The 12960-nt window shown below is 49.4% G+C and carries 15 protein-coding genes; 6 read left to right on the top strand and 9 right to left on the bottom strand.

The annotated features are described in order from the left end of the window. Nucleotide 1: 1 nt before the first annotated feature. The gene (locus CWI84_RS02450) at nucleotides 2-1681 is read right to left on the bottom strand and encodes a Mu transposase C-terminal domain-containing protein (RefSeq protein WP_000179844.1); all 1680 of its coding nucleotides are present in this window, start codon (nucleotides 1679-1681) and stop codon (nucleotides 2-4) included. A gap of 394 nt (nucleotides 1682-2075) precedes the next feature. On the opposite strand from CWI84_RS02450, the gene CWI84_RS02440 reads away from it, so the two are divergent. Next, complete coding sequence (locus CWI84_RS02440) at nucleotides 2076-4277, top strand: AAA family ATPase (protein WP_076723611.1); 2202 nt, start codon at nucleotides 2076-2078, stop codon at nucleotides 4275-4277. A 417-nt stretch (nucleotides 4278-4694) separates the two neighbouring features. Here the strand turns inward: CWI84_RS02440 and CWI84_RS02435 are convergent, their stop codons facing one another. The 5 genes from CWI84_RS02435 to merT form a co-directional block, all read right to left on the bottom strand. After that, the gene (locus tag CWI84_RS02435) at nucleotides 4695-5018 is read right to left on the bottom strand and encodes a HigA family addiction module antitoxin (RefSeq protein ID WP_126840999.1); all 324 of its coding nucleotides are present in this window, start codon (nucleotides 5016-5018) and stop codon (nucleotides 4695-4697) included. A gap of 14 nt (nucleotides 5019-5032) precedes the next feature. Next, nucleotides 5033-5326 (bottom strand): type II toxin-antitoxin system RelE/ParE family toxin, encoded by a 294-nt coding sequence (locus CWI84_RS02430; RefSeq protein ID WP_126840998.1) that lies wholly within the window; start codon nucleotides 5324-5326, stop codon nucleotides 5033-5035. Between the two features lie 425 nt (nucleotides 5327-5751). Further along, entirely contained in the window at nucleotides 5752-7155 is a 1404-nt protein-coding gene (gene merA / locus CWI84_RS02425) for a mercury(II) reductase (protein ID WP_126841172.1), read from the bottom strand. A gap of 5 nt (nucleotides 7156-7160) precedes the next feature. Continuing rightward, entirely contained in the window at nucleotides 7161-7457 is a 297-nt protein-coding gene (gene merP, locus CWI84_RS02420) for a mercury resistance system periplasmic binding protein MerP (RefSeq protein WP_126840997.1), read from the bottom strand. A gap of 13 nt (nucleotides 7458-7470) precedes the next feature. Continuing rightward, complete coding sequence (gene merT / locus CWI84_RS02415; RefSeq protein ID WP_126840996.1) at nucleotides 7471-7821, bottom strand: mercuric ion transporter MerT; 351 nt, start codon at nucleotides 7819-7821, stop codon at nucleotides 7471-7473. A 72-nt stretch (nucleotides 7822-7893) separates the two neighbouring features. Here merT and merR point away from each other — a divergent pair, with 72 nt between their 5' ends. Continuing rightward, the gene (merR, locus tag CWI84_RS02410; RefSeq protein ID WP_126840995.1) at nucleotides 7894-8328 is read left to right on the top strand and encodes an Hg(II)-responsive transcriptional regulator; all 435 of its coding nucleotides are present in this window, start codon (nucleotides 7894-7896) and stop codon (nucleotides 8326-8328) included. Between the two features lie 210 nt (nucleotides 8329-8538). On the opposite strand, the gene crcB is transcribed toward merR, so the two are convergent. Then, nucleotides 8539-8919 (bottom strand): fluoride efflux transporter CrcB, encoded by a 381-nt coding sequence (crcB, locus tag CWI84_RS02405; RefSeq protein WP_126840994.1) that lies wholly within the window; start codon nucleotides 8917-8919, stop codon nucleotides 8539-8541. A 94-nt stretch (nucleotides 8920-9013) separates the two neighbouring features. Between crcB and CWI84_RS02400 the strand changes: the two genes are divergently transcribed. Further along, entirely contained in the window at nucleotides 9014-9331 is a 318-nt protein-coding gene (locus tag CWI84_RS02400) for a putative signal transducing protein (RefSeq protein WP_157980983.1), read from the top strand. Here CWI84_RS02400 and CWI84_RS02395 read toward each other — a convergent pair whose 3' ends face one another. Both CWI84_RS02395 and CWI84_RS02390 read right to left on the bottom strand, forming a co-directional pair. Then, nucleotides 9332-10099, bottom strand: a complete 768-nt coding sequence (locus CWI84_RS02395) for a S1/P1 nuclease (RefSeq protein ID WP_157980982.1) — start codon at nucleotides 10097-10099, stop codon at nucleotides 9332-9334. Further along, a complete protein-coding gene (locus CWI84_RS02390; RefSeq protein ID WP_126840991.1) occupies nucleotides 10096-10368 on the bottom strand; it encodes a GIY-YIG nuclease family protein in 273 nt (90 codons plus the stop codon). Before CWI84_RS02390 ends, CWI84_RS02395 begins: the two co-directional genes overlap by 4 nt. 115 nt (nucleotides 10369-10483) lie before the next feature. Between CWI84_RS02390 and CWI84_RS02385 the strand changes: the two genes are divergently transcribed. Genes CWI84_RS02385 through CWI84_RS02375 form a run of 3 tightly spaced genes read left to right on the top strand, consistent with a single transcriptional unit; the run spans nucleotide 10484 to nucleotide 12952 of the window. Next, the gene (locus CWI84_RS02385) at nucleotides 10484-10852 is read left to right on the top strand and encodes a diacylglycerol kinase (RefSeq protein WP_126840990.1); all 369 of its coding nucleotides are present in this window, start codon (nucleotides 10484-10486) and stop codon (nucleotides 10850-10852) included. A 13-nt stretch (nucleotides 10853-10865) separates the two neighbouring features. Further along, nucleotides 10866-11537 carry a response regulator gene (locus CWI84_RS02380; protein ID WP_126840989.1) on the top strand — a complete coding sequence of 224 codons (672 nt, stop codon included), beginning with the start codon at nucleotides 10866-10868 and terminating at the stop codon, nucleotides 11535-11537. Further along, nucleotides 11534-12952, top strand: coding sequence for an ATP-binding protein (locus CWI84_RS02375; RefSeq protein WP_126840988.1), 1419 nt, complete (start codon nucleotides 11534-11536; stop codon nucleotides 12950-12952). Before CWI84_RS02380 ends, CWI84_RS02375 begins: the two co-directional genes overlap by 4 nt. Nucleotides 12953-12960 lie beyond the last annotated feature (8 nt).

The raw sequence follows: 12960 nt of genomic DNA, 5'->3' as shown, positions 1-12960 counted from the left end.
GCTACCACTCCTCAATCTGGTCGAACGGTTTGGCGGGTGGCAAGTTGTCTGCCTGCGGGTCGGCAATATCCGTATCCGGCGGAACGGGCTTGTCCGGCCGAGCTGATGTCTTGAGGTGCTGGCGGCGATCCGCGTCACGCCGCGCCTTGCGTGTGGCCTTCTGCGCGCTGGTCACAATCTCACGCATCTGGCCGATCATGCGGAACAGCGCCGACTCATCCACCTGTTCGCGCCCTTGCTGCCGCAGTTTCGCCAGCGCCTGCCGTTGTTCCCAGAGGGTGACAGCCGGATGCGACAAGGTACGGTAGGGAATTTCCAGGTAATGCTGTCCCTCCGGTTCCAGGACCCAGATACGGCTGATGTCGCGCGGATCGCGCCGGATCAGAAAGGACGGCCAGCGTTCACGCCGCGCAATCCACGGCTTGAGCGCATCGGCGTAGTAGTGGATGTGGTCGATGACAAAGCCGGTGCGGGTCAGCGTGCGCCGGAGGATCGGCAGAAAATCGACCAGGAACGAAGTAGCGCGTGTGACGACGGCCGGTACGCCGACACGCGCCACGGCCTCGGCCCAGCGCGCGGCCGGCGGTTGGAGCAGGCCGTTGTGCACCGAACCGTGGTAGGTGCCGACCGCCAATGTGAGCCAGCGCTCTAGCTCGCGCAGCGTCAGGGCGGCCTTGTTTTCGGAATCGTAGTCGCCGCGCTGGTCAGGGTTGGAGAAGGTCGTTCCCGGCAGTTCGTCGTGAATCATCTGCATCGCCGTGCCGATGATCCGTTCCACGATGCCGCCATAGTGCGGCTGTCCCAGCGGGCGATAGTCCAGCCGGATGCCATGCTGCTCGCAACCCCGGCGCAGGGCCTCGCTCTTGAACTCGGCCGCGTTGTCTAGGTAGAGCAGCAAGGGCTTGCCGCTCATCTGCCAATCCATTTCCACGTTCAGTCCTTCCAGCCAAGGGCGCTTGTCGCAGGCGACATGCACGAGGCACAGGCCAACCGAAACGGCAGACGGCGCTTCCAGCGTGACGACCATGCCGAGCACGCAGCGGGTGAACACGTCGATGGCGAGGGTCAGGTACGGGCGGCCAATAGGTTGCCGGTCGCGGTCATCGACCACGATCAGGTCGATGACCGTATGGTCTATCTGCACCTGCTCCAGCGGCGCGGTCACGGCAGGAGGCTCGCCGCCCACACCTTGTAGGTCACGAGCGGCATCCTGGCCTTCCCGCCGGCGGATGACCTTGCGCGGGTCAAGGCTAGCGATCCGTAAGGCCACGGTATTGCGCGCCGGCACTCGCAGTTTTTGAGCCTTGCACACCTGAGTGACTTCGCGGTGAAAGGCCGCTAGGCTGCGCTTCTGCTTGGTCAGGAACCGCTTTTGCAGTAGCTCGTGGATGACGCGCTCGACCGGTTCCGGCAAGCGCCCCTTACCTTTACCTCCACCGGACTGGCCGGGCACCAGATCCGTCACGAGGCCGCTGCCTTGCCGGGCACGCCGGATCAGAACGTATACCTGGCGCCGAGACAAGCCCAGCGCCTGAGCCGCCATATCGGCCGCTTCGTGCCCGACCGTCTCCGACTGCGCCAACGGACTGATGATCTCCGCACGACGGCGCGCACGCTCCCAAGCCTCATCAGGCAGAGTGGCCACGCCTTGTTCTGGAATCCGTGGGGTGTCCGTCGCCATGCTCACCTCGCTTTGGTGCACACGAGTATTGAGCATAGTCGAGATTGGTGCAGATCACTTCTGATATTGAACTGTCAGGAGCTGGCTGCACAACAGCCATTACGCCCAATCAACTGGTGCAGTCGTCTTCTGAAAATGACAAAATGGCACCTTCTCACGGTGTTCACAAAACGGTGGTTTTATGGACATAGACAGTATTAATTGATAAGTTTCATATTCATAGATATTGCAAATCGAGCTGGTCGCCAGAAAGCAGACTCTCCTGTACTTGCTGCAAGCTCCTAGCTAAGGCAGACTAAGTTATTAAATTAGTAAAAATTTAAGGTAATCCTCTCAGCTCATTACATAGAAAGAGGATTCGCCAAAGCGAATTGTAGGTTCAGGGGAACGGGTTATGGAAAAGCTATCTATTGAGTTGAAAAATTGCTTTGGTATATCGGATTTTAATGAGACGTTCAGCTTTGAAAAATCAAACGCACACTTAATATATGCTCCTAATGGGGTAATGAAAACTTCTTTAGCTAAAACATTTGATTGCCTTAGTGTGGACGGCGGAAAGCCAAAGGAAGTTCTCTATAATCTTGAGCCTGAATGGAGCATCAAGATCGATGACCAAGAAATACTGCCAGATGAGATATTGGTAGTTAAGCCCTTTGATGCAGAGTTTGACTCAGACAATTTATCTACATTGCTTGTTAATAGCGAGCAAAAAGCCACTTATGATTCCATCTATAAAGAAATATTAAGCGCACGAAATCAACTCTCAAAAGGATTGAACAAGTTATCAAAAGTCCCCCAAGACAAAGTAGAACAGCAATTAATTGACGATTTCGAAGTTGATAATATTTTTGAAGCGATTGAAGCCGTCCAAAATTTTGATCAAGGAAACTCAGAACTTTCAAAAATTCCATATTCAAAGATATTCGACCCGAAAGTTATTGAGTTGCTAAATGATGAATCTATTCGCGATAATATAGATGAATACAGCACTCGTTATAATGAACTCGTCGATAAATCTCCTTTATTTTCTAGGGGTAAATTCAACCCAATAAATGCCGCGTCAGTTTCGAAGTCTCTTAAGAAAGAGAAGTTCTTCAATGCCGAGCATAAACTTTTGATGAAGGGGAATGATGAACCTATATGTGATCAGAAGAGTCTCGATGAGCTGCTAAAAAAAGAAAGTGAGTCTATTCTTGGCGACGGTCAACTACAAACCATATCAAATAAAATAATTTCTGGCGTCGCACCAGTTAAAGCATTTCAAGAGATCATTGAGAGTAGCCCATCAGTAACCGCGTATTTAGGAGACCTAGCGCACCTTAAGAAATTGCTCTGGTCGTCTTATTATGCGACTGACAAGTCAGGATTTGACAGCTTACTTAGCTTATTCCAAAGCAAAAAATCAGAGCTTGCAGAAATAGAAAGGCAGGCAAGCTTAGAAAACACATTGTGGCACGAATCAAAAGAAGTTTTTAAAAGGCGCTTTTACGTTCCCTTTGGAGTCGATATTGAAGATCATAAAAATGTAATTCTAGGAACATCAGCACCAAACATGGTTTTCACCTTTCCAAGGGAAAATGGTGAACCGGTTAGATTCGACAGAGGTCAACTAGATTCTCTTGATTGTCTCTCACTAGGTGAGCGGAGAGCTATGTACTTGCTTTATGTGATTTTCGAGTTCAAAGCAAGATTAAAATCAGGTCAAAGGTCAGTAATCATTATTGATGATATTGCAGATTCGTTTGATTATAAAAATAAGTATGCGATTGTCGAGTATCTGAGGGAGATGGCCGGAGAAGACCTGTTTAGATTAATTATACTGACGCATAACTTTGATTTTTACAGGACAGTTCAAGGACGAGTCCTCGATACAGCTCAATGGGATAACTCTTTCATAGCTCAAAAGAGCGAGGGGAAAATTTTACTTCTTAAAGGGGGAAGTAAGGATGTATCCAGCCCATTTGATCTCTGGAAAAAGAGTTACGATTCAAATGCCGAAATGTTCATTTCAATGATACCCTTTGTAAGAAATCTTATCGAGTACCGAGATGGATTTTCACCAGATTACAAAAAGCTAACATCAATGCTTCATATTAAAGACAATGATGATGAGCCTGATTATAAAACACGATCACTAAAAGTAGAGGATTTAGAAAATATCATTGCCAAAGTCGTACAAGGAAGAGATGTTGGCCAAAACTTCGATAAAGATGAGCCGGTCCTAGATCTTATTTACAGAACTGCTGACGATTTAGCAAACGCTCCAATTCCTACAGACACAATAGCTTTAGAGCGTAAAATAGCGCTTTCCATAGCTATACGCCTAAAAGCAGAGGAGTTTATGTGGAATCATGTGAACGATAAAACTCCCATCAAGGGTTCACAAACCGGGCGGTTGTTCAATAGAATTGTGAACGAACAGTCAGGCAACGGTGATTTTGAGCAAGTAGAGAGGGTGCTATCCCAGGTAACATTAATGACACCTGAAAATATTCACCTTAATTCGTTTATGTACGAGCCCCTAATTGATTTAGCCATGGACCATCTAATTACCCTATTCAGAGATATTAAAGCGCTCACGTTCCCTGGTGCATAAGGCTGGGTACTGTGAGTCCTGGATCTTACGAATTTTGATCCATATTTACTCCTTAAGTGATACAACCTATTGTTTTATAACGATATTGCATATTCTGCATCGGGAAGTGAAGCGGCCACCAAGCCTTGCGACTGGTCTACTATCACGGTTTCAAGACAGGTCAGAACGGTTCTCGGGCGCAGAAGCGCTCATATGAGCCCCTGAGCCGATTGCTGGTATGACCGCGATGCCGATGGCAAGCTGGAAGTTACAGTCTACTACTACCTGGACAATAGCCTGCCAATGCTTGAACGCATGTTCCGAAAGCGCGAGAAAGGTTACAACGCGATGGGATAACAGTTTGCCCAATCCGAGCCACAAACCCGGCTGCTGTAACTTTCTAAAGAAAGGGTAAACAAGGCTGAAACGAAATGTGCTTCAGGCCTGCTTCAGAGGTAACTCGTGAGGCGTTACGCGTCTCACGTTTTTAGCTTCTTGTTCATAGGCACGATGGCGGACGTCCCATAACTCAACGGCGTGCTGAATATTCAGCCAGAACTCTGGCGTGTTCCCCAAAGCCGCTGAGAGTTTGATTGCCATGGGTTCTGTCAGCGTACCTTTGTCATTCGCAATCCGGCTGAGTGTATTTCTGTGCACACCCATTGCTTCGGCAAGTTCACTGATTTCTATGTTCATCGGTTCCAGAAACTCGGTGACCAGCATTTCGCCAACGGTCACTGGACGACGTTTTGTATTCCTCATTACCATAACCTCCTCTAGCCCTTGTAAACATGCGGGTCTAGATATGTATCTTGGGCGGTGCCATCTTCCCAGCGAAAAATCAGGCGATACTGCTTGTTAACCCGAATGGAACACCATCCAGAAAAGTTTCCCTGCAAATGTTCAAAACGGTTACCCGGCGGAATCCTTAAGTCTGACTCCTGCGTCGCGGCATCCAGAATTTGAATCTTTCTGAACAGAGCGCCTTCAATAGTGCTGGGTATTTTCTTGTGGCTTTGGTCCTCGTCGTAGAAAGCCTCCAGCCATATATCCCTGAATTCAACCGCCATAGTTACCTGATCGCTTTTTAATCATTCTATGCACAACAACGTTGTGCGTCAAGTCCGTTCAAAATGAGAACGGATCCGTTTAGAAAACGATTTTACTATAATTTTGTTTAACCGAAGGGGCTGAAAGAGCGAGTTCGAGGCGCTGATTTCATAGAGATAAAAGCGTATACAAAGGTACCTGTTTCCCACTTATCCCAGTTTAAAATGGATCGTCAGGAGCCGATGAAAAGGAAATTTGCCAATATTTCCACTTTTTTCGCAAATTTCGGCACTCCGAGAGTGCTCCGAATAACTTACACGTCATTGTTTTTAAAAGATATTAAATATTCTGCATCGGCAAGTAACCTAACCATCGTCCTTGGCTTTTAATAAACTTTTGATGAAATTGTTCCGCTGGGAAATGAATTCAACAATCGTTTCGGTCATTATCCCGCGCAGCAAGACAACTGCTTTACATCTTTGGTGAAGGTTTGAGCACATAACTTCAGCCCCTCGACCATGGTGAGGTACGGAAACAATTCATCGCCGATGGTCTGTACGGTCATACCGGCCCGGATCGCCATCACCGCGGTCTGAATCAGCTCACCGGCTTCGCCAGTCACCGCCTGCACGCCCAGCAGGCGGCCGGATTCCCGCTCTGCGACCATCTTGATGAAACCCTGCGTGTCGAAGTTCACCAGCGCGCGCGGAACGTTCTCCAGATCAAGCGTTCGGGTCTCCACGGCAAAACCCTGCTTTTCTGCTTCCGCTTCTGTCAGGCCCACCGTGGCCACCTGGGGATCGGTGAAAATCACTGCGGGCATGGCGCTGAGGTCAAGGCTGACGTCACCGCCTGTCATATTAATGGCTGCTCGGCTACCGCCGGCGGCGGCCACGTAGACAAACTGGGGCTGATCGGTGCAATCACCGGCGGCATAAATGCCAGGCACGGTGGTTTGCATCTGTTGATCAATCCGGATGGCGCCTCGCTCGGTGGCAACGCCGATGGCATCCAGATTCAGATTTTCGGTGTTGGGTGTGCGACCGGTGGCCACCAGCAGTTGCTCTGCCTGCAGTGTCCCGGCATTGATCCGAACCGTAAACAGGCGATCGTCGTGGCTGATCTCGCTGGCCCAGGTCTGTTTGAGCACGTCGATGCCCTCACGTCGGAAGGCGGCTTCCACAGCCTCGCCGACCGCTGGGTCCTCCTGAGAAAGCATCCGGCTGCGGGCCAGAATGGTGACTTTACTGCCGAGGCGGGCAAAGGCCTGCGACAACTCCAGAGCAACAACTGAAGCACCAATAACAATGAGTCGCTCGGGAATATGACTCAGTTCAAGCGCCGTGGTGGAGGTAAGATAGGGCGTCTCGGCCAGTCCAGTAATCGGTGGTTCGGCAGGACGGGCACCGGTGCCAATGAAAGCTTTGTCAAAGTGAACTTCCTGTTCACCGCCGTCGTTCAGCGTGACCTTTATTGTTCGGTGATCCAGAAAACGGGCCTCGCCCTTGAGGACAGTAATCGCGGCATTGTCATCGAGAATGCTCTCGTATTTCGAGTCACGCAGTTCCTCCACCCGTGCCTGTTGCTGAGCCAGAAGTGCAGGGCGATTCACCTCAGGCACGTGGTGACTCAGCCCGCCATCAAAGGGGCTTTCCCGGCGAAGGTGCGCGATGTGAGCGGACCGGATCAGGATTTTGGACGGTACGCAACCAATGTTGACGCAGGTTCCTCCGATCGTACCCCGCTCGATCAGGGTAACCGTTGCACCACGTTCGGTGGCTTTCAGGGCAGCCGCCATGGCTCCCCCACCACTACCAATAACAGCAATGTGCAGATTATTATCACTAATAACGATCACTCCTGTGTCGTTTGACTTTGCTTCAGCGAGGACGGGTAACCCGCGTTTTTCGTTGCCTGTGTCAGTTCTTCAACGTTGGTTTTGGTATCGTCGAAGGTGACTGTCGCATCACGCTCTTCATAACGCACCCGGACAGAGCTTACGCCATCGACTTGATTAAGAGCCGCATTCACGGTTATCGGGCAGGCAGCACAGGTCATACCGGGAACGGACAAGGTAACGGTTTGCTCGGCCGCCAGAGCGGGCAGGCTGAATACCATAAGCAAGGTTGTTGCGATCAGTGATTTTTTCATGGTGTTGTGCCTCTCAGTAAAACATGGGTAAAACGTAAGGGAACGCCAGCGCAACCAGGATAAGCAGCGCGACGACCCAGAAGACGACTTTGTAGGCCGTTCGAGCGTGCGGTGCTGCGCAAACGTCACCTGGCCGGCAATCCCTGACGGGCCGGTATATCCGGCGCCAGGCAAAAAACATCGCGATCAATGCCGCCCCGAGGAACCACGGACGGTAGGGCTCCAGGGCCGCCAGGTTGCCGATCCAGGCGCCGGAAATACCCAAGGTGATCAAGACCAGTGGGCCAAGGCAGCAAGCGGATGCCAGGATCGCGGCAATCCCGCCTGCAACTAGCGAGCCGCTACCTGTTTTTAGTTTTGACATTACGATGCTCCTGTAATGAATTGACCAGTTATTATAAACTTACTACCGTAGTCAACTACGGAGTCAAACCCTATGGCGAACAAACCCTGCTCAATGACCATCGGAGCGCTAGCCAAGGCTGCCAATATTGGCGTGGAAACCATCCGCTATTACCAGCGCAGAGGCCTGGTGGCGGAGCCCGAAAAACCCTATGGAAGCATTCGCCGCTATGACGAACACGCGCTGGCTCGCCTGCAATTCATCAGAACAGCCCAGTGGCTGGGTTTCAGCCTGGACGAAATTGGCGGGTTACTGAAACTGCAGGACGGCACCCATTGCGATGAAGCCCGCGCGTTGGGCGAACAAAAACTAACTAATGTGCGGCAAAAAATCACAAGCCTGCGACGAATTGAACTTGCCTTGGATGGGTTGGTGAAGGAATGTTCCGCCCAGAAAGACGATGTCAAATGCCCTCTGATCACCTCAATTTACGATGGATTGGAAAAGGGTACATCGGGGCGTAAATAAGGATCTTATGGACACAGGGACCCCACCCAGACAGGATTAAAAGGTTTCGTTTGGGTGAACTGAGAGACGGGGTTAGAATGAGATACATCTAGAATATCAACAGGTTACGAGGCTAGGCATCAGACTTTTTTGATCCCTATTTACTCCCTATCAGTTGCAATCAATTGAAAATAAAAAAATTTTACATTCTGCATCGGCAAATAACCGCGTTTAGCCCTTAATCCACGCGTAAGTTGCTAAGCCCAGCATGGTCATTAACAGCGACCCGATAACATGGGCACTAATAGCGCCAGCCGCCCAAAACATTCGGCTTTGCTGAATAAGCACGGTTACTTCTGCGGAAAAGGCAGAAAACGTGGTAAGGCTACCCAAGAATCCGGTGATTACGAAGAGTCGCCACTCTGCTCCTACTGCGGCTTGGTGACTAAAGAAGGCGAGCGCCAACCCCATCAGATAACCACCCAGTAAATTCGCGATCAACGTGCCTAATGGTACCGTTTGGTAGGCGGAGTTGAATCCTAAGCTAATGAGCCAGCGTAATATGGCTCCACCGGATGCACCGAGAGCGACTGCTAGTACCATTTTTATCATTAACTGAAATGCCTTCTAACAATGGTGTTGGTGCTTGATAATTTCATCCTACCAAGTAACTATGGCAGATACCACACTACATGTAGGCACGCTGATGACACAAAAAGTTATTGCTTACTACGCCGCTAACCCCATAGAAGCAGAGCTTGTAATAGGCTTATTGCAAACCAAAGGGATTTCAGCAGCAGTTAATTCCAATAGTAGCGCTGGAGGCATTGGCGAGTTACCGGCCGATGTATTAGAAACCGCTATTCAGGTACCCGTATCACAGCTCAGTGCCGCACGCGAGATTATCAATGACTACGAAACGGCCAACCACAGCAACGAGTGGTTTTGCCAAAACTGCCAAGAGAAAAACCCTGGCAGCTTTGAATTCTGTTGGAGTTGTCAAACACCACAACCCTCTCAATAACTACTGGTAGAGTTCCGTGAGTAACTGCGCCAAACGATTTGCCGCTTGCTCTGCACGCATGTGATCAATCTGTTGATAGTGCTCAAATGCCTGTGGTGATAGCGCCGTGTTCGGTTTAAGTGCTTGGTACACACCATGCGTAACTTTTACGGATTCATTCGCCCACGCCAAAATATCGCTGTTCGGCAGGCTCTGTTGCATCGGGTCAGCGGTAAACGTATGCGGTAGTTGTGCAACTTGCTGCGGCGTAATCAAAATGCCATCCCACAGCCAATGTAGCGAAATCTGCTTATCTTGCCAGCTTAAGTCGAACGTGTTGCCGCCCTTGTCTTCAGCGTAACTGACATGCAACGGTTGGTGCATGTCGGCGACAAAGTGACCGAGAAACAGCAGTGATGCCAAGCTTTGCGGATCGGACTGCAATACATCGTAGTGATGGCGAATAGCGCTCATCACGCAACCACTTGCTGGGCAATCTTGCCACGCTATGTGGTCCGCCATAAATGGCACGTTTACATAGTGGTGGGAAGCCGTCCAGCGAAAGCCGTCCTGGTGTTTAATATCATCAGGCCATGAACAACCCTCAGCAAAACTGGATATACTGCTGCCCTTTACCACGTTATCGATATTTTGCTGAATACTGCTCGGCAGTTGGTCGTAGGCTAATTGGCAAATAGCTTGGTGTACAACTTTCCCATAAGCCTGTGCAGGCTGGCTTAGCGTTGCAAATAGGAACAACAGGCTAAGCAGTGAAATGTTACGGATCACGATAGCTTTCCTTCAATTAATTGCTGTTTCTCAGCACGGCTGAGTTGTTTAATGCGGTATTCTTGTTGGCAGGCCGCTGAACGAGAGTCAGCGCGACAATGCCAAACCAGCGTAACGGGCCGACGTGCTCGAGTATACCGAGCGCCTGAGACCAAATGATTATGCTGGTGCAGCCGTCGCTCAAGATCTGTGGTAACCCCGGTATAGAGCGTGTCATCGGCGCAACACAAAATATAGACAAACCATTGCGTTGGATTGCTGTCGGACATTTTAAACTCTTACAAACGATTATTGTGCAAAATGGCTAATTTTTTCATTAATGCAGCGTTAAGATTTGCTGACTACCCTTTATAATCAAACGCAGTCTACTGGTTAGGAGTTGAAATGAAAGCAAAATATCAGGGTTGGCGCAGAATAGCCTACGCTAACGTCTATTCAATGAAAGGATTCATCGCTGCCTGGAAAGATGAGGCGGCCTTTAGGCAAGAGTTGGTTGCGCTAATCGTCTTAGCCGTTATTGCTAGCTTCTTTCCGCTAACCACGCTCGATATTGTACTAATGACAATAACCGCAGGTTTAGTGCTGATTACCGAACTCCTTAACTCTGCAATCGAAACCTTAGTCGACAGAATTAGCCCAGACTTTCACCAGCTTAGCGGTAAAGCTAAAGATATTGGTTCAGCCGCAGTATTTGTGGCATTAGTGGTATTCATTATTACTTGGGCGAGTATTCTCTGGCCAAAAATCCTGTAAAGACGGAAAGCTTATGCGGTTACTACTGGTAGAAGACGATCACGAAATTGCCTCAGGAATTATCGAACGTCTGTCGCGAATGGGTTACACCGTCGAGCACTGCACTACTGGCTCCCAGGCCAAACAGGCGCTATCTACCGATGAGTTTGCCTTGGCGATTTTCGACTTAGGGCTACCCGATGGTATTGCCATACCGATTATCCGCTCGGTACGACAAACCGGACTGACCTTGCCAATACTGGTACTGACAGCTTGGGACCAAGTCGAAACCAAAGTTGATGCACTGAATGCCGGTGCCGATGACTACATGGTGAAACCCTTTGATGTGCGTGAATTAGAGGCCCGTATCCGCGCTCTCGTGCGGCGTAATCACGCGCGTCAAACCGATGTCTTAGCCATCGCAGATATTTCTCTGGATTTAACCAACTACCAATGTGAATACCGAGGAGAGCCGGTAGACCTCACCCAAAGAGAGTGGTTGTTGCTGAAAGAATTTATGCTCAACCCTAACCGAATACTGACCAAAGACCATTTAGAAGCCGTTTGCTACGGTTGGGATTCAGACGTGGAAAGTAATGCTCTGGAAGTACACATTCATCACTTGCGGAAAAAATTTGATCGTTCGCTTATCCGCACCGTGAGAGGTATGGGTTATCAACTCAGTAAAGGCTCAAGCTCATCATGACCTTCCGCTCGATTCGCTTTCTATTATTAATCAGCGTTAACCTGGTAGTAATCATCGTACTAGGGCTGACGGCTTGGAGAAGTTATCGCAATACACTGCACGAGCTTGACGAATTGTTCGATGCGGAATTGGCGCAAATCACTCGCTTTATCCAGAGCATGGTTCAAAATGATCAGTTTTTGCATGATCTCGAGCACGTGAAAGTGATTAAAATTCCTGAGGTCATCAAAGAGATCGAAGCTGAGGAAGAATTAGAAGACTACGAGGACGACAGTGAGTCGGAACGCCATACCGAAGGACATAGATACGAAACAAAAATAGCCTTCCAAGTATGGACTGCGGATAAAAAACTGGTGATGGCATCAGAAAACGCTCTCGACACCGCGTTAGCAAAAATGACCGAAGGCTACCAAGAGACCTACATTAACGGCTTTCAGTGGATCGCTTTTGCGCATTACGATGAGCAAACGAATTATTGGATTTTCGCTGGCCAAAGAGAGGATGTACGCAACGAACTCAGTGGTTATCTAGCAGACGATCAGCTGTACCCTATTTTGCTCACTTGGGTGCCTATTTCTATTGCCGTGTTCTTTTTGGTTAACCTGACTTTGCGCCCTATTAATGAATTTGTCGAACAACTTACCCGTCGCAAGGCCGACCAACTTACGCCCATTCAAGGGAAGCTGCCACGTGAAATAGAACCCATACGAAAAGCGACCAATGAATTATTTGCTCGAGTAAACACCTATATTGAACGAGAAAACCGTTTTATTGCCGATGCCTCGCATGAATTAAGGACACCTCTCGCTGGCTTGTCTATTCATGCCGACAATTTATTAGAGGCAGACAATCTGGAACAAACGCAAACCTCAGCGCAAGCGATACGTCGAGTTGTGCGACGGATGACCCATCTTGTTAACCAATTACTATCGATGGCCCGTGTCGACCGGCAACAGCAGTTATCTTTGGAAGCGAAAGCCATCGCTATTGAACCCATCGTTACCCAGGTCATCGCACAATTACCGGCCGACTGTGTGGAACGGGTGCAATGGAATATTGCTATCGAGAAATCCGCTAAAGTGTTGGGTAACGACACACTTATTTACGCTTTACTGCGTAATCTTATTGAAAATGCAGTGAAATTTTCTCCCGAGAATGGTGAGATAAACGTTTCCACCACGGCTAATCAAGACACACTCGAATTAACCGTTCGCAATGCTGGGGCGCAACTGAGTGCAGACGATCTCAGACGCTTGGGTGAACGTTTTTATCGCAGTAGCACTTCGCAACAAACGGAAGGCGCTGGCTTAGGATTATCCATCGTGCAACGCATTGTCGAATTGCATCAAGCAACAATTTCATACGCTTCACCAGCCACTGGCGGGTTAAGCGTCACTATTACGTTTAAACAATAACAAGGAAC

Source organism: Idiomarina tyrosinivorans, from assembly GCF_003987475.1.
In the GTDB taxonomy this organism is placed as follows: Bacteria; Pseudomonadota; Gammaproteobacteria; order Enterobacterales; family Alteromonadaceae; genus Idiomarina; species Idiomarina tyrosinivorans.
The sequence above is the reverse complement of the archived record's forward strand: the minus strand, read 5'-3'. Positions and strand labels throughout refer to the sequence as shown.

Coding starts and splice junctions, on each gene's coding strand:
- CWI84_RS02390 (WP_126840991.1), bottom strand. CDS start 10,368: ATGTCCGACAGCAATCCAACGCAATGGTTTGTCTATATTTTGTGTTGC.
- CWI84_RS02385 (WP_126840990.1), top strand. CDS start 10,484: ATGAAAGCAAAATATCAGGGTTGGCGCAGAATAGCCTACGCTAACGTC.
- CWI84_RS02380 (WP_126840989.1), top strand. CDS start 10,866: ATGCGGTTACTACTGGTAGAAGACGATCACGAAATTGCCTCAGGAATT.
- CWI84_RS02375 (WP_126840988.1), top strand. CDS start 11,534: ATGACCTTCCGCTCGATTCGCTTTCTATTATTAATCAGCGTTAACCTG.
- crcB (WP_126840994.1), bottom strand. CDS start 8,919: ATGATAAAAATGGTACTAGCAGTCGCTCTCGGTGCATCCGGTGGAGCC.
- merT (WP_126840996.1), bottom strand. CDS start 7,821: ATGTCAAAACTAAAAACAGGTAGCGGCTCGCTAGTTGCAGGCGGGATT.
- merR (WP_126840995.1), top strand. CDS start 7,894: ATGGCGAACAAACCCTGCTCAATGACCATCGGAGCGCTAGCCAAGGCT.
- merP (WP_126840997.1), bottom strand. CDS start 7,457: ATGAAAAAATCACTGATCGCAACAACCTTGCTTATGGTATTCAGCCTG.
- CWI84_RS02400 (WP_157980983.1), top strand. CDS start 9,014: ATGACACAAAAAGTTATTGCTTACTACGCCGCTAACCCCATAGAAGCA.
- CWI84_RS02430 (WP_126840998.1), bottom strand. CDS start 5,326: ATGGCGGTTGAATTCAGGGATATATGGCTGGAGGCTTTCTACGACGAG.
- CWI84_RS02435 (WP_126840999.1), bottom strand. CDS start 5,018: ATGAGGAATACAAAACGTCGTCCAGTGACCGTTGGCGAAATGCTGGTC.
- CWI84_RS02440 (WP_076723611.1), top strand. CDS start 2,076: ATGGAAAAGCTATCTATTGAGTTGAAAAATTGCTTTGGTATATCGGAT.
- CWI84_RS02450 (WP_000179844.1), bottom strand. CDS start 1,681: ATGGCGACGGACACCCCACGGATTCCAGAACAAGGCGTGGCCACTCTG.